Here is a 22,976-nt window from a genome sequence, read left to right as displayed (position 1 = left end):
TTATTTTACTCTGTTTAATTTTCAAGGATCATTCTATATTCTTGTTTCATGTCATCTTGTTCAGACGACTTTTATAGTATAACTAACAATCAATCAAATGTCAACAATTAATTTCATTAACTTTTTTATTAATTGTCTGCCGCAACCCATGCGACTTTTATATAATATCATCTTATTAGATTAATGTCAACATAATTTTTAATAAAATTAAAAATTATTCATTATAAAAAATATAACCCAGATTATAGCTAATATTAACATAACTAAAAATCCAGATTATATTTTTTAAACTTAATTTATTTATACTTCTTCTTTTGGAATTTCATCACTGCAATTTATTTTTGCAATTGCTACTACTTTTTGTTTATCCTCTGTCTTCATTAAAGTAACACCCATCGCATTTCTACTAGTTGTAGATATATCTGAAACATTGAGTCTTATAGCTACATTACTACTATTTATCAACATCATTTCATCTCCGTCTTTTACCATCTTCGCTCCAACAATAAGGCCTGTTTTATCACTTATCTTATAAGTAATAATACCCTTGCCTCCTCTTCTATGGATGGTATATTCAGATATAGGAGTTTTCTTTCCAAAACCATTTTCACTTATTACTAAAACTTCTGCATCTTTATCTATTATCTCCATACCAACTGCTATGTCATCATCCCTCAATGTTATGGCCTTAACTCCTGATGCAGTTCTACCCATAGGTCTTACATCTTTCTCACTGAATCTTATTGCATAACCATTTCTAGTAAATACAATAATTTCACTATTACCAGTAGTCATTCTAACCCCTATAAGTTCATCTTCATCTCTTAAATTTATAGCATTTAATCCTTTTTTCCTTATAGAAGAATATTTGCTTATCTGAGTTTTTTTGATTAATCCATTTTTGGTACCCATTATAAAATAGTTATCTTCCTTAAATTCTCTAAAAGTTAATACTGCTTGAATTTTTTCATCTCTATCTATAGGTATAAGATTTACTATATTAGTTCCTTTTGCTGTTCTACCAGCTTCAGGAATTTCATACCCCTTTAATTTATATACTCTACCCTTATTAGTAAAGAACAATATATAATTGTGAGTTGAAGTAATAAATATATGTTCTACAAAATCGTCTTCTTTTGTAGTCATAGCCTGTATTCCTCTTCCACCTCTTCGCTGAGAAGAATAAGTATCAGCTGCGATCCTCTTTATGTATCCGGAATGGGTAAGTGTTATTGTTATTTCCTGTTCCTGAATCAAATCTTCAATATCTATATCATCATTACTTAATTGTATTTGAGTTCTTCTTTCATCACCATATTTATCCTTTACCTGATTCAGTTCATCTTTAATTATACTTAAAAGTAATTCTTCATTTTCAAGTATTTCTCTTAAATATTTTATAGTTTTCATAAGATCATTATATTCATTTTCAATTTTTTCTCGCTCTAAACCTGTAAGCCTTTGAAGTCTCATATCCAAAATAGCCTGAGCTTGTTTTTCAGAAAGTTGAAAATTTGACATCAATCCATTTCTTGCTTCATCTGTAGTTTTGGAAGATCTTATAAGATTTATTACTTCATCTATATGATCTAAAGCTATTCTTAGTCCTTCGAGTATATGCGCACGTGCTAGAGCTTTATCCAAATCAAATTTAGTTCTTCTTCTTATTACTTGTTTTTGAAATTCTAAATAGTGTGTTAATATCTCTTTTAAGTTTAATACGTGTGGTTCATTGTTCACAAGTGCAATCATTATAATACCAAATGTATCCTGCATTTTAGTATGTTTATATAATTGATTTAGAATTACATTTGAATTTGCATCTCTTTTTAATTCTATAACAATTCTCATGCCTTCTCTATCAGATTCATCTCTTATATCAGATATGCCTTCGATTTTCTTATCTTTTACAAGGCTAGCAATATTTTCTATTAGTTTCGATTTGTTTACCTGATAAGGAAGCTCAGTTACTATTATTCTTTCTCTTCCCTTTTCTTCTTCTATTTCAGCTTTACATCTTACAAGTATCTTTCCTCTACCTGTCTCATATGCACTTTTAATTCCTGAAGTTCCAATTATTATACCTGCAGTAGGGAAATCTGGTCCCTTTATCTCATTCATAATTTCACTAATAGTTGCATCAGGATTATCTATTATGGTAATTACACCATTTATAACTTCTCTAAGATTATGTGGAGGAATATTGGTAGCCATACCTACTGCTATTCCTGCAGATCCGTTTACAAGAAGGTTAGGAAATCTTGATGGTAAAACTGAAGGTTCCTTCTCTTCTCCATCAAAATTAGGTACAAAATCTACAGTATTTTTATTTATCTCTCTTAACATTTCAAGAGTTATTTTATTCATCTTTGCTTCAGTATACCTCATGGCAGCTGCACTATCTCCGTCTACAGAACCAAAATTTCCATGTCCATCTACTAAGGTATATCTAATTGAGAAATCCTGTGCCATTCTAACAAGTGCATCATAAACTGCTGTATCACCATGAGGATGATATTTACCTAAAACATCTCCTACTATTCTTGCACATTTTCTATATCCTTTATCTGGAGTAAGTCCTAACTCATACATAGAATATAATATTCTTCTATGAACAGGTTTTAATCCATCACGTACATCAGGAAGTGCACGACCTACAATTACGCTCATTGCATAATCTATATAGCACTTTTTCATTTCATTGCTTATGTCTACGGGTAAAATTTTTCCTTCGTCAAACATGTATGTTACACCTCTCTACTATATATCTAAGTTTACAACCTTCTTAGCATTTTCCTGTATGAAATTTCTACGAGGCTCTACTTTATCTCCCATAAGTATAGTAAATATCTCATCAGCATCCATTGCATCTTCTACATTTACTTTACGGAGTGTTCTAGTTTCTGGATTCATTGTAGTATCCCAAAGTTGCGTAGAATCCATTTCTCCAAGTCCTTTGTATCTCTGTATATTTATACTACTGTCTTTTCCACCCATTTCCTCAAGTATAACTTCAAGTTCTTCATCAGAGTAAGCATAATTTTCTTTCTTTCCTTTGCTTATCTTGTAAAGGGGAGGCTGTGCTATATAAATATGTCCATGATCTACTAACTCTTTCATGTATCTATAGAAAAAGGTAAGAAGAAGAGTTCTTATATGAGCTCCATCTACATCTGCATCTGTCATTATTATTATCTTGTAATATCTTATTTTACTAACATCAAAATCTTTTCCTATTCCACCACCAAAAGCAGTTATCATGGCCCTTATTTCCTCATAACCAAGTATCTTATCCAGTCTTTGTTTTTCAACATTCATTATTTTTCCACGAAGAGGTAATATAGCCTGAAATTTTCTATCTCTTCCCTGCTTTGCTGAACCTCCTGCAGAATCACCCTCTACTAAATATATCTCACATTCAGAAGGATGCTTTGAAGAACAATCAGCAAGTTTTCCTGGAAGTGAAGTGTTTTCAAGTACTGATTTACGTCTTGTTATCTCTCTTGCCTTTCTAGCAGCTTCTCTAGCCCGTGATGCCATTAGTGACTTATCCAATATTGTCTTTGCTATTTGAGGATTTTCTTCAAGATAATTGCTTACAGCTTCACTCATTATGCTATCGACTATTCCCCTTACTTCACTATTACCAAGTTTAGTCTTAGTCTGGCCTTCAAATTGAGGATCAGTTAATTTTATAGATATAACAGCTGTTAATCCCTCTCTAATATCTTCTCCTGATAAATTCTTATCATTTTCCTTTAGTACACCATATCTTTTGGCATAATCATTAAATACCCTGGTAAGAGCAGATTTAAATCCTGCTAAATGAGTTCCACCTTCCACTGTATCTATATTATTAGCAAAAGCAAAAATATTTTCGGTATAACCATCATTATATTGAATAGCGATTTCTAAAGAATAGTCTTCTCTTTTACCTTCTAGGTATATAGGTTCTTTTTGAATTGGCTGTTTATTTCTATTAAGATACTCAACAAAAGACTTTATTCCACCTTCATAATGAAAAAGCTCACTTTTATCATTTCTTTTATCTTCCAAAGCTATTTTAATGCCTTTGTTTAAAAAGGCCAATTCCCTAATTCTATTTGCAAGAGTTAAATAATCATATTCTATTTCATCAAATATCTCTGAATCAGGTTTAAAATAAATTTTTGTTCCGTGTTCATCGGTATCACCTATAATATCCAAACCAGTTACAGGTTTTCCCTTTTTAAACTCCTGTTTCCATATATGCCCTTCTCTTTTAACTTCAACTTTACAATCCTCTGACAAGGCATTTACTACTGAAGCACCAACTCCATGAAGTCCTCCTGATACTTTGTAGCCTCCACCGCCAAATTTTCCACCAGCATGTAGTATAGTCATTATTACTTCAACTGTTGGTTTCTTAATTTTAGGATGAATACCTACTGGCATTCCTCTTCCATTATCTGATACAGTTATAGAATTATCCTCATTTATAACTACTTTTATTTTAGTACAATATCCAGCTAGTGCTTCATCTATACTATTATCAACTATTTCATATACCAAATGATGAAGTCCCTTTGAACTGGTACTCCCAATATACATACCCGGTCTTTTTCTTACTGCCTCCAAACCTTCTAAAACTTGTATCTGATTCTCGTCATAAACTTTTTTGGTATCTTGTGGCATATTTATCCTCCTATCTTTTTAAGATTCATAATATAAAGATTCTGATCTTTTGGTCAATGTTGATGAAGATATGGGCGATAAATAAATCTTGCTCTTTTTATCAACTTCAGCAATAATAAATGATTTTGGTTTATCTTTAGTAATTCTCTGAACAAATCCATCTTCTTCTGCCATTCTTAAAAATTGAGTGGTATCAGAACCATACATCGAAGTTTCTACATCAAATATACCAATTATATTTTTTATTGGAACAACTATATTTTCACCTAAATGTAAAAACATAAAAAATCTCCTTTCAAACTATTAGACTTTAATTATACTTCCATTATTCACTTCAAATAATTGAGCTTTATTTTCAATATATTTTTTTATGTTGTTAATCCCTGTACAAGATATAAGAGTTTGAATTTTATTTATAGAATTTAATATGTACTCCTGTCTATTTTTATCCAACTCAGATAAGACATCATCGAGAAGTAAGACAGGATATTCTCCTATTTGGTCCTTTATTATTTCAACAGAAGCAAACTTCATAGTTAAAACTGAGGTTCTCTGTTGTCCCTGAGAACCAAAATTTCTGACGTCAACACCATTTATATATACATTAAAATCATCTCTATGAGGACCTGTAGATGTATTACCCCTTTCTATATCATTATTTCTACTCTTTTTTAAATTATCTAGTATTCCTTCTTCAATTTCATCCAAATTTTTAATAGAGGTTATATATTTAAATTCTATTTTTTCAATTCCTGAAGTTATATTTTTATGTATAATCTTTCCTTTTACATTAAGCTCTTTTATATATTTATTTCTAAGATCTATAATTATTGATCCATACTTTGATAATTGATGATCATATACACCGAGCATATTAATATTTTTTTTATTCCATCTTTTAAGTATTATGTTTCTTTGAGATAAAACTTTATTGTATTGGACCAAATTAAAATAATATTTTTTATTTAATTTACATAATTCCATATCCAAAAATTTTCTTCTAAAGATTGGAGATTCTTTTATTATCTTTAAATCCTCAGGTGAAAACATAACTACATTAAAAATTCCCATTAACTCAGATAATTTATTTACTTTTATAGAATTTATATTTATGCCTTTTTTTCCTTCTTTAAATACTTTTATTTCTATTGTTTTATCCAAGCCTTTTCTTGATATATAAGCTTTTATATATGATTCTTTTCCATCCCATTTTATTAGTTCTTTGTCCTTATTGGTTCTAAAGGATTTACCTATACTGCAATAATATATACTTTCCAATATATTGGTTTTACCTTGTGCATTATTTCCTATAAACACATTTATATTTTTGTTTAATTCAATAGACAATTGTTTGTAATTTCTAAAATTAACAAGTTGTAAATACTTTATATACATACAAAACACCTAATTTTAATTATATCACAATATGGAGATTGCACAATTAATGATATTTACAGTTTATATGAGCTTATATTGTATTCCATTTAATTCAACTATATCCCCTCTTGATAATTTTTTACTTCTTCTTGTTTCTATATCATTATTTAATTTTACTGATCCATTTTGTATAAGCATTTTAGCTTCTGAACCAAGTGAAACTGCACCACACCATTTTAAAAAAGAATCTAATTTTATTATATCTGTATTTATTTTTATTTCTTTCATTTTCTATTATCTCCATTTTTTATTTTTTTAATTATTTAAAAGCCTAACTGGAAGAACAAGATAAGTACAATTATTCTTATCTTTATTTTTTATAACGCATGGACTTACACTACTTGAAAAATTTAATATTATTTCTTCTTCATCCATTATTTTAAGTACATCTATTAAATATTTCGAGTTAAATGCAATTTGCAGAGTGCTTCCTTGCAAAATTATATTAACTTCTTCTTTTACCATTCCTAATTGAGAATTTGAAGTTATAATCATATTATTTTCTTCAATATTCAATTTTATTAAATTTGTATTACTGTCCTTAGCCATAAGAGATGCCCTCTCAATACAATTTAAGAGTTCTTCTCTTTTAGCTGTAACTTTCAAATTAAATTCTTCAGGAATTATTGATTTATATTTTATAAATTCTCCTTCTAAAAGTCTTGACACTATTTTAGTTTTTCCTAAGTTAAAAAGTATATGGTTAGGAGTAAATGTAATATCAACATTATCTTCTCTATCTTCTAAAATTTTTGATACTTCATTTAGTGTTTTACCTGGAATTACTGCATTTATTTCATTATCATTATCTAATGTTTCAAATCTAAGAGCTAATCTATATCCATCAAGTGCAATTAAATTTATAGTTTTATTTTTTATTTCAAATAAAATTCCAGTAAGTATAGGTCTGGTTTCATCTTGTGCTGTTGCAAATATTGTTTCCCTTATCATATTTTTAAGTATATTTTCAGGTATTGAAAATAACATATTTTCATTAATATTAGGGAGTTCAGGAAAATCATTTGTATTCATATTTATTATATTAAATTTTGATTTTTTACATAATATTTGAGTTGTATTGTCATCTATAGTTTCGATGTTTATATCATCATTAGGTAATCTTCTTATTATTTCTCCAAATAATTTTGCATTTATTATTACAGAACCTTCTTCTAAAATAGTTGCTTCAATTTTTGTAGTTATACTTAGATCTATATCTGAACCTGTTAATATTAATTCACTGCCATTTGTTTCTATTAGTATGCCATTAAGTATAGGCATGGAAGATTTACCTGTTATTGCTTTTTGTACTGTAAAAACAGCTTCTTGTAGATTTGATTTTTCACATATAAACTTCATTAAAGTATCCTCCTTTGGGTATAAATATTTTTTGTAATAAGATAGATAATTAGATAATTATCTTATAGTAATAGTAGTAGGGGCTGTGGATATGTAGATAATATTAGCGAACGTCGATATTGTAACAGAAAATAAGAAAAATAATTGTGGATAAGTAACTAATAAAAATTTGACTTTATCCACATAATTAGAATATAAATTTAGTATTTATTTTTATCAACATGTTTTTATAATAAAAATATCAACAATTGTTTATAATTATTTTTGATTTATTCTTTTAGTTAACTCACTTACTGCATTTTGAAGGCTTTCATCTACCTTTAAATTTCCAGATATTTTTTCATATGCGTGAATTACAGTTGTATGATCACGACCTCCAAATTCTTCCCCTATTTTAGGAAGTGACATATCTGTTAGCTTTCTACTAAGATACATTGCTATTTGTCTTGGAAAAGCTACATTTCTTGTTCTTCTTGCAGATTTGAAATCGGATATCTGCAGGTTGTAATAATTAGCTACTACTTCTTGAATTAATCCTATTGTTACTTGTTTAGACTGTTTGCTGGAAATTATGTCTTTTAATGCTTCAACTGCTAGATCAACACTTATTTCTTTATTCGTAAGTGATGAGAAAGCTACAATTCTTATTAATGCTCCTTCCAATTCTCTTATATTGGATTTTATTTTTGTAGCTATATATACCATGACTTCATTTGGAATATTGAGTTTTTCTACATCAGCTTTCTTCTTAAGTATGGCAATCCTAGTTTCAAAATCTGGAGGTTGAATATCTGCTATAAGGCCCCACTCAAATCTAGAAACCAATCTATCTTCTAATGTAGAGATCTCTTTTGGCGGTCTATCACTAGATAGAATAATTTGTTTATTTGCTTCATATAATGAATTAAAAGTATGAAAAAATTCCTCTTGAGTTCGTTCTTTTCCGGCTATAAATTGTATATCATCTATAAGTAATATATCTATATTTCTGTATTTATCCCTGAATTCTACATTTTTATCATCTTTTATAGAATTTACAAGTTCATTTGTAAATTTTTCTGATGAGACATATACAACTTTTAATGATGGATTATTTTTTAATATGTAATGACCTATAGCATGCATTAAATGAGTTTTACCAAGACCTACACCACCATATATAAATAATGGATTATAGGCTTTAGCTGGAGATTCTGCTACAGCTAATGAAGCTGCATGAGCAAATCTATTGCTATTTCCAACAACAAACGAATCAAATGTATACTTTGGATTTAATAGAGTTGATGATTCGTTATTTATTTTTTCTTGTCTATGTTGAGTATCTTTTTCATCTAAGGTAAATGCTTCTTCTTGATATATTGAAAATTCAATTGTGTAATTTTTAGAAGTAAGAATTTTTAAAGCTTTAATAATGTATTCCTTATATTTGTTATCAAGAACGCCTCGAGTTAGTTCATTTGGTACACTTAATTTTAGTACATTATCTTCTATCGATATGGGTGTAATACTTTTAAGCCATGTGTTAAAACTTACTTCTGTAAGTTCACCTTTTATAATATTTAAAGTTTTATCCCATAATTCTTTTAGATAGGCATTCATTTTATATCCTCCAGTCTTAGATAATAAACTCACAATATACAAACAAAGTTATAAACAAAGTATTATAATTACTTTCCATATGTTTATAAAAATATTCACATGTTTATAATTTTGTTTATTTAATTTAATAAAATAAAATTATAAACAAGTAATAATTAATTTTATTAACTTGTCTATTATAGTAGAATACGAGGTAATATGTAAAGATATAATAAAATAATATCAGGATTACACATTTTATCCACAACTTTATCAACAACTGTGGATAAGTCAATATTTTTATAAATTATACACATACTCTATTAATAATATCAAAATAAAAACGCCGATTCAAGAAGTTATCCACAAAAATGTATTTATATTGCATGTATATAAAATATTTAGTTTAGTTAATTATAAATTTTAGGCATATTGTAAATTATTAATTAGTGTTGACATTGTAGTACAGTGAATATATAATTTAATAGTAAAACTTTAAAATTGATAAAGATATATTGACTAGTAGTACAATATTTAATGTCTTAATTTTTAGAGTTCGATAAATCTAAAAACTGTAGGTATTTATTGATTATAAATAAAAACTAGAAATTTAAAGTATAGAAGGGAGGCAAACTACTATATAATAAAAAATATAATAATGTATAAATAAACTACATTTATTATATATATATTATTAGAGTAGTAGTTAGATTATTATGTGGATGACATATCAACCAAAAAAGAAACAAAGAAAAAGAGAACATGGTTTTAGAAAAAGAATGAGAACTTTGTCTGGTAGAAACGTTATTAAGAGAAGAAGAAGAAAAGGTAGAAAAAGATTATCAGCATAAAGGCCGCTTTTGTGGCCTTTTTCTGCAATGAAGGGAAAAAAGAGGAGTAATATTGTAATGATTTATAGATTGAGAAAAAATGCAGAATTTAGAGCTGTTTACAGAAGAGGTAAATCTTTTTCAAATAATTTGTTAGTTCTTTATGTATATAGAAATAGAAAAAATTTTAATAGACTAGGTATATCTGTAAGTAAAAAAGTAGGTAAAAGTGTTATAAGAAATAGAATTAAAAGGTTAATTAAAGAAAGTTTTAGACTTAATTGTGATAATTTTAAGACTGGGTATGATTTAGTATTTATAGCTAGAAATGCTTCAAATAATAAGGATTATAGTAATATAAGCAATAGTGTTAAAAATTTGATAAAAAAATCAGGGTTATATAAATGAAAAAAATTTTAATATATCTAATAAAATTTTATCGAGAATATATATCACCCTTGAAGAGATCATGCTGTAGATTCTATCCAACTTGTTCAGAATATGCCTTACAGGCGATTGAGAAATATGGAGTTTTAAAAGGTGGAGTTATGTCTATAAAGAGAATATTAAGATGTAATCCGTTTTGCAAGGGTGGGTATGATCCAGTTAAATAAATCATCAGGAGGTTAATATGAAATATTTAAATAATGCTTTTGTGCATTTTTTTAATTATTTGCACGGAGGAGTAATTTCTGTATTTCCTAATCCAAATGTTTCTTATGGTATAGCCATAATTTTAATGACTGTAATAATTAGGGTAATAATACTTCCTTTAGGCATTAAGCAAATTAAATCTTCACTTGTAATGAATAAAATTCAGCCAGAAGTAAAGAAAATACAAGATAAATATAAGAATGATCCGCAAAAAGCTCAGAAGGAAATGATGAAGCTTTATAAAGAAAAAGGAGCCAGTCCATTTAGTGGATGTCTTCCACTTTTAATTCAATGGCCTATACTTGTAGCCTTATATTATGTTTTTAATCATCTTACAGGGTTGAATGGAATTAGCTTTTTATGGGTTAAGGATTTATCAAAGCCAGACATAGTTCTTTCAATTTTATCTGGTTTAACCACATTTCTTTCTGGTTGGTTGATAATGCCTTCAGGAGATAATCCTCAAGCTGGTCAGAGTAGCAAGATGAATATAGGTATGGGAATTTTTATGGTTTTCATAAGTTGGAGATTGAAATCTGCACTAGTACTTTATTGGGTTGTTAGTAATTTGATTCAAGTTGCTCAAAACTTTGTTATAAAAAGAATTGAAGAAAAGAGAGTTGTTGATAACTAAAACTTAGGGGGTGGCTATTACGGTATGAAGGTTTTAGAAATGACCGGAAAAACGGTAGATGATGCTTTAAAAAATGCCCTATTAGAATTAAAAGTAGATATAGATAGAGTTGAATTTGAGGTTTTAGATTCAGGTAATAAAGGTTTATTTAGTTTAATTGGAAATAGACCAGCCAAAATAAGAGTAAAATTAAAAAGAGATTACATAAATGATGTAAGAGTATTTTTAAAAAATATTTTGTATTGTATGAAGGTGAAAGCTGATATTACAATAAAAGAACAAGATAATATAATAAAAGTAGATTTAGCAGGGGAAGATATGGGTATACTTATAGGATATAGAGGTGAAACTTTGGATTCACTACAATATCTTATGAGCTTAGTAGTAAATAAGAATCATGATATGGAATATAAAAGAGTTGTATTAGATACCGAAAATTATAGGTGTAAGAGGGAAGAAACATTAAGAAAGCTTGCTAGAAGAGTGTGTGAAAAAGTAAAAAGAACAGGTAGAACTGTGAAGTTTGAACCGATGAATCCATATGAGAGAAGAATAATTCATTCCACACTCCAAAATGATTCTTTAGTAAGTACTTATAGTGAAGGTAAGGAACCCTTTAGAAGAGTTGTAGTTATTTTAAAGAAAGCCTGATAATGGCTTTCTTTTTATTTATAATATAACAAGCTCTAAATTTTAAATTTGAAATGGAGTGAAGCTAATGAAAGAATTTGATACCATAGCAGCAGTTGCAACTTCTCCGGGTGAAGCTGGCATATCTATTATAAGGATTTCCGGTGAAAATTCTCTTAAAATAGTTAATAATATATTTAGAGGAAAGAATGATAGAAAATTAATGGATATAAAGTCATACTCTATGAGATATGGTTTTATAGTTGGAAAAGAAAATGGTGAATTGATAGATGAAGTTATAGTAAGTTTTATGAAAGGTCCTAAAAGTTACACGGCTGAAGATATTGTTGAAATAAATTGTCATGGTGGAATTATTACTACAAATAAAATTCTTGAAGAAGTAATTAAATGTGGAGCAAGACTTGCAGAACCCGGTGAATTTACAAAAAGAGCTTTTTTAAATAATAGAATTGATTTAAGTCAGGCTGAAGCTGTTATAGATATAATACGTGCAAAAACTGAAATTTCCATGAAATCGGCACTTAGTCAGGCTGAAGGCAGTATTTCAAATAGAGTAAATCCATTAAGAGAAGAACTATTGGATATAATTGCACGTATTGAAGCTACAGTTGATTATCCTGAAGAGGATTTGGAAGAAATGACATCAGATAAAATTACTCCTCAGATTAAAAAAATAATATTGGATATAGAGAGTATTTTAAGGAATTCTGATGAAGGAAAGATAATTAGAGAGGGATTAAATATTGTAATAGTTGGAAAGCCCAATGTAGGCAAATCATCTCTTTTGAATTCACTTATACATGAGAATAAGGCTATAGTTACAAATATTCCAGGTACTACTAGGGATGTTATTGAGGAATATATAAATATAGAAGGTATTCCAATAAAGATAATTGATACTGCTGGAATAAGAAATACGGAAGATGTAGTAGAAAAAATAGGAGTAGAAAAATCAAAGCAAAAAATTAATGAGGCTAATCTGGTTATATTGATGTTAGATTCAAGCAATGAGTTAGATGAACTTGATGAAGAAATTATACAATATATAAAGAATAAAAAGTATATTATTTTGTTAAATAAAAGTGATTTAAATGCTAAAATAGACTTAAATCATATTAAGGATGAGAATTTAAATTTAGATTTTGTAATAAAGACATCTTTAAAGTCAGGAATTGGCATTAAGGATATAAAGGATTGTATAAAAAAATTATTTTTTAATGGGGAAATAAAATCAGATAATTTTTTGGTGACGAATACAAGACATAAAGAAGCTCTAATTAAGTCTAAAGATAGTTGTATAGATGCTATAAATACTTTAAATAATACTCAAGCTATTGATCTTGCATCAATTGATCTTAGAAATGCTTGGTCAAGTCTTGGAGAAATAACTGGTGATACCATTGAAGAAGATATAATTCATAAGATATTTTCAAAATTTTGTTTAGGAAAGTAGGTATATTCAATGAAATACTTTTCAGAAAGTTATGATGTAATAATAGTAGGAGCAGGACATGCTGGATGTGAAGCAGGGCTTGCTGCAGCTAGAATGGGATGTAAAACACTTGTATGTACGATGAACCTGGATAGCGTAGGATTTATGCCATGTAATCCTAATATAGGTGGAACGGCAAAGGGACACTTAGTTAGAGAGATAGATTCACTTGGAGGTGAAATGGGAGTAAATATTGACAATACTTTTATACAATCCAGAATGTTGAATACTTCTAAAGGACCAGCAGTACATTCATTGAGAGCCCAAGCCGATAAAAGTAATTATTCTAGAAGAATGAAGAGAGTATTGGAAAAACAGTCTAATTTATATTTAAGACAATTAGAGGTACTTAATATAGAAACAGATAATTTAGGTAAAGTATGTGGTATAAGTACTAAAAATGGGGCATGCTTTAAATCAAAATGTGTAGTTCTAGCAACAGGAACCTATTTGAAAGGTAAAGTTATTATAGGAGATGTTAGCTATAGTTCAGGACCAAATGGATTTATGCCGGCTAATGATCTTTCTCAAAGTTTATTGAATTTGAATATAGAACTTAGAAGATTTAAAACTGGTACTCCTGCTAGAGTAAACAGAAGAAGTGTCGATTTTTCTAAAATGATAGAGCAGAAAGGTGACAGAAGGATAATTCCATTTTCATTTATGACGGAGTCATTAGATAGAGAGCAAATATCTTGTTATTTAACCTATACTACGGAGAATACGATAAAAGTTATAAAGGAAAATATAGATAGATCTCCACTCTATAATGGTTCTATTAAGTCTGTGGGGCCAAGATATTGTCCTTCAATTGAAGATAAAATAGTTAGATTTCCAGATAAAGAAAAACATCAAATATTTATAGAACCAGAAGGTGAAAATACAGACGAGTTATATGTGGATGGGGCATCTACATCTATGCCTGAAGATGTTCAATTAGCTATGTATAAAACTATAACAGGACTCGAAAATGTAGAATTTTTAAGAACTGGTTATGCTATTGAATATGATTGTATTAATCCACTTCAACTTAAGCTTTCATTAGAATTTAAAAATATTGATGGATTGTTTGGAGCTGGTCAATTAAATGGAAGTTCAGGTTATGAAGAAGCTGCAGCTCAAGGATTAATTGCAGGAATCAATGCTGCACTTAAAGCAAGAAATAAAGAACCACTTATTTTAAAAAGGTCTGATGCATATATTGGGGTTTTAATAGATGATTTAGTCACAAAAGGTACGGAAGAACCATATAGGATGATGACCTCAAGAGCTGAATACAGACTAATACTCAGACAGGACAATGCAGATCTTAGATTAACAAAGTTAGGATATAGCATAGGACTTGTTACCGAAGAAAGATATAAAAGATTTATAAACAGGAAGAATTCAATATTTCATGAAATAGATAGAATTAAAAAGATAAATATTACACCTAAGAAAGAAGTAATTGAATTCTTAACTTCAATAGGTTCTTCGGAATTAAAGAAAACAGAAAGTTTATATAATATAATAAAAAGACCTGAATTGGATTATATGAGAGTTGCACTATTGGATAAAGATAGACCAAATTTGGATTTAGATATTCAAGAGGAAGTAAATATTATTTCAAAATATGAGGGATATATTGATAAACAGTTACAGCAGATAGCACAATTTAAAAAATTTGAAGATAAAGTTATACCTGGTGATATAAGATATGATGAAGTAAAGGGATTGAGGATTGAGGCTATTCAAAAGTTAAATAAAGTAAAGCCGATGAATATAGGGCAAGCTTCTAGAATTTCAGGAGTTTCTCCTGCTGATATATCTGTTCTAATGATTTATATGGAAAAGATAAGAAGACAAAATAATTTAGATAGGAGTAATTAAATTATGGATTATTTTGAAATTATGAGAAGTGCTTGTCTTGATTCAGGAGTTGATTTTGACGAAAAAAAATATAAAGATTTTTTGGAGTATAAAAATTTAATTCAAGTATGGAATAAAAAAATTAATCTTACTGCTATAGTTGAAGATGATGCAATAATTAAAAAACATTTTATAGATTGTATAAAAATATTTAAGTTTTCTCCAATTAAAGATAGTCATAATTTTATTGATATTGGAAGTGGAGCTGGTTTTCCGGGTATACCAATGGGTATAATCAGACCAGATATAAATGGTTTGCTTTTGGATTCCCTAAACAAAAGAATAAAATTTTTAGATGAAGTTATAGACAAATTGAATTTGAAAAATATTCAAACTATACATGGAAGAGCTGAAGATATTTGTAGAAAAAATGAATATAGAGAATCATTTGATGTTTCAGTTTCAAGGGCAGTAGCTAATTTAACAGTATTAAGTGAATTTTGCTTGCCATATGTAAAAATAGGAGGATATTTTATAGCTATGAAAGGACCTTCCTTAAAAGAAGAAATTAATGAGAGTAAACATGCTATTGATATATTAGGTGGACATATAGAAGATATCATTAAAGTTGATATGGAAAATAGTGAATTAAATCATAATCTAGTAATAATTAAAAAGATAAATAGTACCCCAAAATTATATCCTAGAAAAGCTGGAACTGTTTCAAAGAAACCATTAAAATAAAACTATTAATTTGTCGTACGAAATTTACAAAAATAAGAAGGATTTTAAGTTACAATGGAGAAATGTTAATAATAGGAAGTGTAAGAGGGATGGATAGCTATGCAAAAAAATATTAATTATATATCTGTAGATTTAATTTCACCTAATATATATCAGCCAAGAAAATATTTTGATGAAGAAAGTTTAAATGAGTTAGCACAATCTATAAAATCTTATGGAATAGTTCAACCACTATCTGTAAGAAAATTGAATGAGTATAAGTATGAATTAATAGCAGGTGAAAGAAGATTAAGAGCTGCTAAAAAAATAGGACTTAAGGAAGTCCCTGTTATAATAGTTAATATAAGTGATAAAGAATCAGCAGCAATAGCATTACTTGAAAATTTACAGAGGGAAAATCTAAATTTTTTGGAAGAGGCAGAAGCTTATTATAATTTGATAAAGGATCATTCATATACTCAAGAAAAACTAGCTGAGGTTATAGGTAAAAAACAATCAACTATTGCTAATAAAATTAGAATTCTTAAGTTGAATAAACAGGTAAGAGAAATAATTCTCAAAAATAATTTAACAGAGAGGCATGCAAGAGCTTTACTGAAACTTCCATCTGTTGAACTTCAAATAAAGATACTTGATATTATATTGAAAAAATCTTTAAATGTAAAGAAAACAGAAGAATTGATTGAAAAAGAACTAGAAGGATTAATTGATAAAAAAGGAAAGAAAAAAAAGAAAAGAATAAAGGGAATATTTTCTCCTAGAGTATATGTAAATACGGTTAAACAGGTATTTGACAAATATGGATTAAAAGCCAAATATTCATCTAAAGATATGGAAGATAAAATACAGATAACTATAACAATTCCTAAAAAATAAAAATAATTTAGGGACATTTAAATATTGTACTTTAAATGTCCTTTTTTAGACAATGAAATAGATTAAATGTTTCATGTGAAACATTTAATCTATTTCATTTTAAATTAATAATAAAAACTCTTTAATTATAGTAGAGAAAAATATATAATTAAAATTAAGTAATAAAAAGGTGGTGAATGCTATGAAAATAATTTCTATATTTAATCAAAAAGGTGGAGTTGGAAAAACAACTACAAGTATTAATCTCAGCGTTTATTTAGCTGTTAAAGGATATAAAGTTTTAAATATTGATATTGATCCTCAGGGTAATACTACAAGTGGTTTGGGATTTGATAAGTCAAGTATAGATAAATCTATATATGACATATTGTGTTCAGATTCAGATATTGATCAAGTAATGAAAAAATCTGAATTAGTAGATAATTTTTATATGATTCCATCTACTATGGAATTAGCCGGAGCAGAAGTTGAGTTAATTAATGTAAACAATAGAGAAAGTATATTAAAAGATAAGATAAAAAGTATGAAGCAAGACTTTGATTTTGTATTTATAGATTGTCCTCCATCATTAGGTATTCTAACTATTAATGCACTTTCTTGTTCAAATAGCGTTCTTATTCCTATACAATGTGAATTTTACGCTTTAGAGGGAGTTGGTCAGCTAGTAAATACTATACAACTAGTAAAAAGATCTTTAAATCCTGATTTAGATGTTGAGGGAGTAGTTATGAGTATGTATGATGGAAGGACAAGACTATCTAATGAAGTAGCATCAGAGGTAAAAAAATATTTTAAAGATAAAGTTTATACAACTACAATACCACGTAATATAAGATTAGCTGAGGCACCAAGCTTTGGATTACCTATAGCACTTTATGATGATAAGTGCAGAGGAGCTAAAGCTTATGATAATTTAACAGAGGAGTTTTTAAAGAGACAAAAATGTAAATTGATCAATTAATGTACATAGAATATTTGTAAATTAAAATTAGGGAATTAAAGAATTATAAAGAAAGGGGGTTACTGCTGTAGGATATAACATCTTATCTGTATTTTAGGCAGCAGTAAATATGTTTTGAATAAAAAATATGGGTTAGGCAGGGGATTAGGAGCACTAATACCTGATGATATTTTAAATAATAGTGATACTGAAACTACTGTTAAAAAAATTAATATAGAGTCTATAAGTGCTAATGAAGAACAACCTAGGAAAAATTTTGATGAGGGTAAGATTGTACAACTTTCTCAATCTATAAAAGAACACGGCATAATACAACCACTTATATTAAACAGAGAAAAAGATAAATATATAATAGTTGCAGGTGAAAGAAGATGGAGAGCAGCTAGATTAGCAGGATTGAAAGAAGTGCCTGCTATAGTAATGAGTTTATCAGATAGGGATATACTTGAAATTTCTTTAATAGAAAATATACAAAGACAGGATTTAAATCCAATAGAAGAAGCCATTGCATATAAAAAACTGATTAATGATTTCAAACTCAAACAGGAGGAATTGGCAAATAAAATAGGTAAATCCAGGACAGCAATAACAAATTGTATGAGATTATTAAACTTGGATAGTAGAGTTCAAGATTATTTAATTAATGGATTAATAACAGAAGGTCATGGAAGAACACTTTTAACTTTGGAAGATAAAAATTCACAATATGAATTGGCTAAAAGTATAATAAAAAATGATTTAACTGTACGTCAAGTGGAAAAGCTTGTTAAGGATATTAAACATGCTAAAAAGGATATAGGAAACAGACAAATAAAAAGTAATCCATATTATATTGATATAGAAGAAAAGTTGAAAGAATTATTTGGTACTAAAGTTACATTAAATGATAAAAAAAATAAGGGAAAGATAGAAATAGAATATTATTCACCAGATGATTTACAGAGAATATTAGATATTTTAAAAGTTTAAGGTTTGATGAAATGAATCATAGCATAAATAAAATGTTTCACATGAAACATTTTTATGGAAGGAGAAAAAGACATGGAATATATTTTAAAAAATATAGGCAATTTTCAAATTTATATTATGGCTGTTCTTTTTGTATTGATTATAATATTATTTATAATAGTTGCAGTATTAACTAAAGCTTTAAATAAAGTTGAGAATAAATATAGACGACTTATGAGAGGAGTAGATAATAAAAACTTGGAACAACTTATTATAGGATATTTAGATAATATAGATGAAGCAAAACAGGAAACTGATTTCATGAAAGAAAAATTTGAAAAATTAAGCCAAAAATATAATACTTGTGTCCAAAAAATTTCTATTATAAGATACAGGGCATTTGAAGACGTTGGTAGTGATTTGAGCTTTTCAGTAGCAATTTTAGATGGGAATAATAGTGGTGTTATAATCACAGGAATATATGGTAGAAGTGAAAGTACAACTTATGCTAAGCCTATAGATAAGGGTATGTCTAGATATGAATTATCTAATGAAGAAAATCAAGTTTTACAAGAATGTATTAATAAAAAAATTGATAAATAATATACATAAAGAATCTCCTGAGGGTAATAATATCCTTAAGGAGGTTCTTTTTTATGAAAGTTTATGTTTCAAGTGAATTAAGTCAAATAAGTGATGGATTGAAAAAAAAAGGCTATAATGTAATTTCGGAAAAAGAAGATATTTTTGATGCTATTATTTGTGATTTGAAAGATGGTGGATTAAATAAATTAAATATGAGCAACACTATTAAATTTGGAAAAACTATAATAATTGATGTCGCTGGGAAAAACATAGAAGATATAGATAATATTTTATATAGTAAGAGTTATAACAATGTGATAAATAAAATTACATATTCTCCATAATTTTATGCCTATGATTTGAAGATTTTTTTCCACCTACTGTTTTTATTATTGCATGATATATTCCCCTTGAAATTATATCAGCAAGTTGCATTACTATAAATAATCTTGTATTTTGCAATACCATAAATTCCATAACACCAGATATATTTACTATTCCGGTTATACTTAAATCTCCTATTGATGGGAGAGATTTATTCATTGCAGATCCGGGATGGAGCGGTTTAGCTTCTAGTATTATTTTACCTACATTTTGTAGACTACCCAGACATGCATCAATAGCTATTATATACGGGCTTTTATATTTTAGATTTATTTTATTAACAATTTCCTCAAGATTTTTTGCGTGAACAGGAGTTTTTAAATTTCCATATATATGTACTTGATCTCTAACTAGAAATTTCAATTTTTCTCCTATTAATGGGCCAAGACTATCACCCGTGGATCTGTCCGTTCCAATGCATACTATTATTATAGTCCTACCTGATTTTACCAATGGATATAGTATATGACTTAGATTATCTCTTAAAGATATTATGGAATTTCTTTTATTAGAATCTATAATTGTTTTTTTAGACATATAAAAAACCTCCTATGGTATAAATTGTAACCATAATAAGGTTTCTTATACATAATCAATATAAAAGCTAATAATTTTAGAGTATTTCTGATTTTTTTAATATGTTATAAAACATGACTAAAAATATACAAAATAACACTCCTATGATTCCATATGCTTTTAATCCTATGAAAAGAGAAGCTAATACTGCTACAGGATTTAATCCTAATGAAGAAGATACCAATTTAGGTTCTATTATTTGTCGAATTATTGAAACTACTACATAGGCTATAACAAGCCCTAAAGCTACAAGATAATTTTTGAATATAAAAAAATAAATTAAAGCAAGAGGGATATATATAGTACCAATACCTAGAATAGGAAGTAAATCAGCTATTGCACATACTAAACTTAATATTAAAGCATATTTTATTTTGAATATCATAAATACTACTAGAGTTTCTACAAATGTAATAGAAATTATTATCATATAGGATATAATATAGGTTAACAACATTTTTTTTGTTTCAGTGTAAATTGAGAATAATTTATTAGCTTTATTTTCAGGTAATATAGTTATTAGCTTGTTTTTTACTGTTAACATATCTTTTGTAAAAAAATACGTAGATAAAAGTGTAAATAATATAACCATTAATATATACGGTATAGTGGCAACAAGATTTATTATATAGGATACAAATTTACCTGAGATAGATACTGCAACATTTGATAGCTTTGTAATAGAACTAGTGAAATTTTTATTTATAGCATTTATTATGTTGGGATCCAAATTATTATAGTATTTTTGTAATTTATAAAATGAATTTAATATATTATTAGAATTTTGTGATATATACGTTTGAGTATTTTTTCCAAATTGTATCGTTTCTTGAGTTAAGTGAACAATTCCAAATACAAGACCAATAATTATTATTGCGAAAAATATTATAGTAGTAATTAATGAAGCTACAGATGGTTTTATATTTAATTTTTTTGAAATATACACTGTTGGCCTCTTAAGTATTAAAGCACAAACTAATGCCAAAACAAATGGAAGCGTATAATGAAGTGTACCAAAAAATATTATAAATGCACCTGTATATATTATAAAAAATAAGATTAACTTATTTACTTTTTCTATTAATGAATCCATTTTCTAGAGTTACCCCCTTCTTTATCTTTTAGTTGTATGTAAGTAATGAAATTATATTAAATTATGTTATTATAATATATAATGAATAATGTACATCTATATATATATTTGATGTAAATTGTATAATAAATGCATCAATATTATATATATATTAATTATAAACTAATATATTATATCTGTATACCATATATTAGTAATTATTTTAGAAAGGGGATATAGTTTAATTAAACTATAATTATAGTATGAATAGATATTATATAATAACATTTAAAAATACCCATGATGCAATAGCAGGAGAAACTTTTTTTAGAAATAAGAATATATCCATAGATGTTATGCCTACTCCAGTAGTAATAACTAAAAGTTGTGGTATAAGTATAAAATTTGATGTTGAAAATTTGGACAAAGTTAAGTTTTTATTCCAAAAAGAAAAAATTTCTTTTAAAAATATATACCTGAGAAATTCAGGAGGATATAAGTTAATTGATATTAAAGGTAGGTAAGTTTAATGAAAGAAAAATTATTTTCTATTTTTAAAATTGCTACTTATAATGGAGGAATTACTATAGGTAGGTTTCCTATATCTGAAGAAAAAATATATAGTATCATATCTGGTTTTATAAAAATAATACTTATACTAATAATCATGTATATTATTATAAAAATTGGCAATATGATTATAAATAGATATGTAAAAAAACAAAAATACTTTAAATTTTCACTAGATGATAGAAAGGTCAAAACTGTAGGAGCAATATTGAAAAGCGTATTAAAATATTGTGTTTATTTTTTTGGAGTATTTGGTATAATATCGATTATTATGCCGAAAGTTGGGGCTACAGGGCTTACCTTTGCTGGCATAGGAGGTGTAGCTGTAGGCTTTGGAGCTCAAAGCATTATAAAAGATGTAATAAATGGATTCTTTATATTATTTGAAGATCAGTTTTCTGTAGGTGAATATGTGGACATAGGGGATAAAAGTGGCATTGTTGAAAGTTTGGAGCTTAGGATTACTAAAATAAGAGATCTAAATGGAGACCTGCATATAATTCCAAATGGACTTATTACTGAAACGACCAATCATTCTAGGGGAAGTTCTAAAATCTTGGTCGATATAGATATTTCCTATGAGGAAGATTCTGACAATGTCATATCAAAAATGTCAGATCTTTGTAAAAGGTTTGGTACTAATAATGAAGAAATAACTGATGGGCCAAGTGTTTTGGGAATAACTAAAATAAAAGATGGAGTCGTAACAATAAGAATAATAGGCAGGACCCAACCTATGCAGCAGTGGAAAATGGAAGTAAAATTGAGAGATGAAATCATTAAAGCGTTAAAGAAAGATAATATAAAATTACCATATAAAGAAGTAAAGATTACAAGGGGGCAATAAAACATGAAGAAAGTTTTTTATATTGGTGACATCGTAGAAATGAAAAAAGGTCATCCATGTGGAAGTAATAATTGGGAAGTTATAAGACTAGGTGCAGACATAAAAATAAAATGTTTAGGATGTGGAAGAATAGTAATGCTTAGCAGAAACAAATTTGAAAAGAGTGTAAAAAAAGTAATAAAACAAAACTACCAAGACGAAAGTTAATATTGATATATATATCAAAGTATGATAAAATAAAATCTTGTAATCCCTG

Annotated in this window: 25 protein-coding genes; 16 read left to right on the top strand and 9 right to left on the bottom strand. The window is 27.6% G+C overall.

The annotated features are described in order from the left end of the window. Positions 1-300 precede the first annotated feature (300 nt). The 7 genes from gyrA to dnaA form a co-directional block, all read right to left on the bottom strand. Positions 301-2,742, bottom strand: a complete 2,442-nt coding sequence (gene gyrA, locus J418_RS0113750) for a DNA gyrase subunit A (protein WP_017751991.1) — start codon at positions 2,740-2,742, stop codon at positions 301-303. A gap of 18 nt (positions 2,743-2,760) precedes the next feature. Further along, complete coding sequence (gene gyrB, locus J418_RS0113745; RefSeq protein WP_017895889.1) at positions 2,761-4,674, bottom strand: DNA topoisomerase (ATP-hydrolyzing) subunit B; 1,914 nt, start codon at positions 4,672-4,674, stop codon at positions 2,761-2,763. Positions 4,675-4,692: 18 nt separating this feature from the next. After that, positions 4,693-4,956 (bottom strand): extracellular matrix regulator RemB, encoded by a 264-nt coding sequence (remB, locus tag J418_RS0113740; RefSeq protein ID WP_017751993.1) that lies wholly within the window; start codon positions 4,954-4,956, stop codon positions 4,693-4,695. Between the two features lie 21 nt (positions 4,957-4,977). Beyond that, positions 4,978-6,069, bottom strand: coding sequence for a DNA replication/repair protein RecF (gene recF / locus J418_RS0113735; protein ID WP_017751994.1), 1,092 nt, complete (start codon positions 6,067-6,069; stop codon positions 4,978-4,980). A gap of 63 nt (positions 6,070-6,132) precedes the next feature. Continuing rightward, positions 6,133-6,339, bottom strand: coding sequence for an RNA-binding S4 domain-containing protein (locus J418_RS0113730; protein WP_017751995.1), 207 nt, complete (start codon positions 6,337-6,339; stop codon positions 6,133-6,135). A gap of 27 nt (positions 6,340-6,366) precedes the next feature. Next, on the bottom strand, positions 6,367-7,470 hold the full coding sequence (gene dnaN / locus J418_RS0113725) for a DNA polymerase III subunit beta (protein WP_017895888.1): 1,104 nt from the start codon (positions 7,468-7,470) through the stop codon (positions 6,367-6,369). A 258-nt stretch (positions 7,471-7,728) separates the two neighbouring features. Then, positions 7,729-9,069 (bottom strand): chromosomal replication initiator protein DnaA, encoded by a 1,341-nt coding sequence (dnaA, locus tag J418_RS0113720; RefSeq protein ID WP_017751997.1) that lies wholly within the window; start codon positions 9,067-9,069, stop codon positions 7,729-7,731. Between the two features lie 695 nt (positions 9,070-9,764). Between dnaA and rpmH the strand changes: the two genes are divergently transcribed. From rpmH to J418_RS0113660, 13 genes are all read left to right on the top strand, one after another. After that, a complete protein-coding gene (gene rpmH, locus J418_RS16275) occupies positions 9,765-9,899 on the top strand; it encodes a 50S ribosomal protein L34 (protein WP_017751998.1) in 135 nt (44 codons plus the stop codon). A 57-nt stretch (positions 9,900-9,956) separates the two neighbouring features. Continuing rightward, the gene (rnpA, locus tag J418_RS0113710; protein WP_017751999.1) at positions 9,957-10,286 is read left to right on the top strand and encodes a ribonuclease P protein component; all 330 of its coding nucleotides are present in this window, start codon (positions 9,957-9,959) and stop codon (positions 10,284-10,286) included. Next, positions 10,283-10,492: a membrane protein insertion efficiency factor YidD gene (gene yidD, locus J418_RS16270; RefSeq protein ID WP_017752000.1), complete on the top strand. Its 210-nt coding sequence runs from the start codon at positions 10,283-10,285 to the stop codon at positions 10,490-10,492. Before rnpA ends, yidD begins: the two co-directional genes overlap by 4 nt. Positions 10,493-10,509: 17 nt before the next feature. After that, positions 10,510-11,166, top strand: a complete 657-nt coding sequence (locus J418_RS0113705) for a membrane protein insertase YidC (protein WP_017752001.1) — start codon at positions 10,510-10,512, stop codon at positions 11,164-11,166. A gap of 24 nt (positions 11,167-11,190) precedes the next feature. After that, entirely contained in the window at positions 11,191-11,817 is a 627-nt protein-coding gene (jag, locus tag J418_RS0113700; protein WP_017752002.1) for an RNA-binding cell elongation regulator Jag/EloR, read from the top strand. Positions 11,818-11,884: 67 nt separating this feature from the next. Further along, positions 11,885-13,270 carry a tRNA uridine-5-carboxymethylaminomethyl(34) synthesis GTPase MnmE gene (gene mnmE / locus J418_RS0113695; protein ID WP_017752003.1) on the top strand — a complete coding sequence of 462 codons (1,386 nt, stop codon included), beginning with the start codon at positions 11,885-11,887 and terminating at the stop codon, positions 13,268-13,270. A 9-nt stretch (positions 13,271-13,279) separates the two neighbouring features. Continuing rightward, the gene (mnmG, locus tag J418_RS0113690; protein ID WP_017752004.1) at positions 13,280-15,178 is read left to right on the top strand and encodes a tRNA uridine-5-carboxymethylaminomethyl(34) synthesis enzyme MnmG; all 1,899 of its coding nucleotides are present in this window, start codon (positions 13,280-13,282) and stop codon (positions 15,176-15,178) included. A gap of 3 nt (positions 15,179-15,181) precedes the next feature. After that, the gene (gene rsmG / locus J418_RS0113685) at positions 15,182-15,901 is read left to right on the top strand and encodes a 16S rRNA (guanine(527)-N(7))-methyltransferase RsmG (RefSeq protein WP_017895887.1); all 720 of its coding nucleotides are present in this window, start codon (positions 15,182-15,184) and stop codon (positions 15,899-15,901) included. Between the two features lie 99 nt (positions 15,902-16,000). Continuing rightward, complete coding sequence (gene noc, locus J418_RS0113680; protein ID WP_017895886.1) at positions 16,001-16,777, top strand: nucleoid occlusion protein; 777 nt, start codon at positions 16,001-16,003, stop codon at positions 16,775-16,777. Between the two features lie 181 nt (positions 16,778-16,958). Further along, positions 16,959-17,738, top strand: a complete 780-nt coding sequence (locus tag J418_RS0113675) for a ParA family protein (protein WP_017752007.1) — start codon at positions 16,959-16,961, stop codon at positions 17,736-17,738. A gap of 114 nt (positions 17,739-17,852) precedes the next feature. Further along, a complete protein-coding gene (locus tag J418_RS0113670) occupies positions 17,853-18,707 on the top strand; it encodes a ParB/RepB/Spo0J family partition protein (protein WP_017752008.1) in 855 nt (284 codons plus the stop codon). Between the two features lie 72 nt (positions 18,708-18,779). Beyond that, positions 18,780-19,289, top strand: coding sequence for a DUF4446 family protein (locus tag J418_RS0113665; protein WP_017752009.1), 510 nt, complete (start codon positions 18,780-18,782; stop codon positions 19,287-19,289). Between the two features lie 53 nt (positions 19,290-19,342). Further along, complete coding sequence (locus J418_RS0113660; RefSeq protein WP_017752010.1) at positions 19,343-19,615, top strand: YkuS family protein; 273 nt, start codon at positions 19,343-19,345, stop codon at positions 19,613-19,615. On the opposite strand, the gene yyaC is transcribed toward J418_RS0113660, so the two are convergent. Next, positions 19,599-20,192 (bottom strand): spore protease YyaC, encoded by a 594-nt coding sequence (yyaC, locus tag J418_RS0113655; RefSeq protein ID WP_017752011.1) that lies wholly within the window; start codon positions 20,190-20,192, stop codon positions 19,599-19,601. The two genes, J418_RS0113660 and yyaC, sit on opposite strands and share 17 nt — an antisense overlap. A 76-nt stretch (positions 20,193-20,268) precedes the next feature. After that, positions 20,269-21,324, bottom strand: a complete 1,056-nt coding sequence (gene ytvI / locus J418_RS0113650) for a sporulation integral membrane protein YtvI (protein WP_017752012.1) — start codon at positions 21,322-21,324, stop codon at positions 20,269-20,271. Positions 21,325-21,566: 242 nt separating this feature from the next. Here ytvI and J418_RS0113645 point away from each other — a divergent pair, with 242 nt between their 5' ends. The 3 genes from J418_RS0113645 to J418_RS0113635 are packed head-to-tail and all read left to right on the top strand — an operon-like array spanning position 21,567 to position 22,927. Further along, on the top strand, positions 21,567-21,827 hold the full coding sequence (locus J418_RS0113645) for a putative Se/S carrier protein (protein WP_017752013.1): 261 nt from the start codon (positions 21,567-21,569) through the stop codon (positions 21,825-21,827). 5 nt (positions 21,828-21,832) lie between these two features. Further along, entirely contained in the window at positions 21,833-22,720 is an 888-nt protein-coding gene (locus J418_RS0113640; RefSeq protein WP_017752014.1) for a mechanosensitive ion channel family protein, read from the top strand. Between the two features lie 3 nt (positions 22,721-22,723). Further along, positions 22,724-22,927 carry a DUF951 domain-containing protein gene (locus J418_RS0113635; protein ID WP_017752015.1) on the top strand — a complete coding sequence of 68 codons (204 nt, stop codon included), beginning with the start codon at positions 22,724-22,726 and terminating at the stop codon, positions 22,925-22,927. Positions 22,928-22,976 lie beyond the last annotated feature (49 nt).

The organism is Clostridium tyrobutyricum DSM 2637 = ATCC 25755 = JCM 11008, assembly GCF_000359585.1.
In the GTDB taxonomy this organism is placed as follows: Bacteria; Bacillota; Clostridia; order Clostridiales; family Clostridiaceae; genus Clostridium_B; species Clostridium_B tyrobutyricum.
The sequence above is the reverse complement of the archived record's forward strand: the minus strand, read 5'-3'. Positions and strand labels throughout refer to the sequence as shown.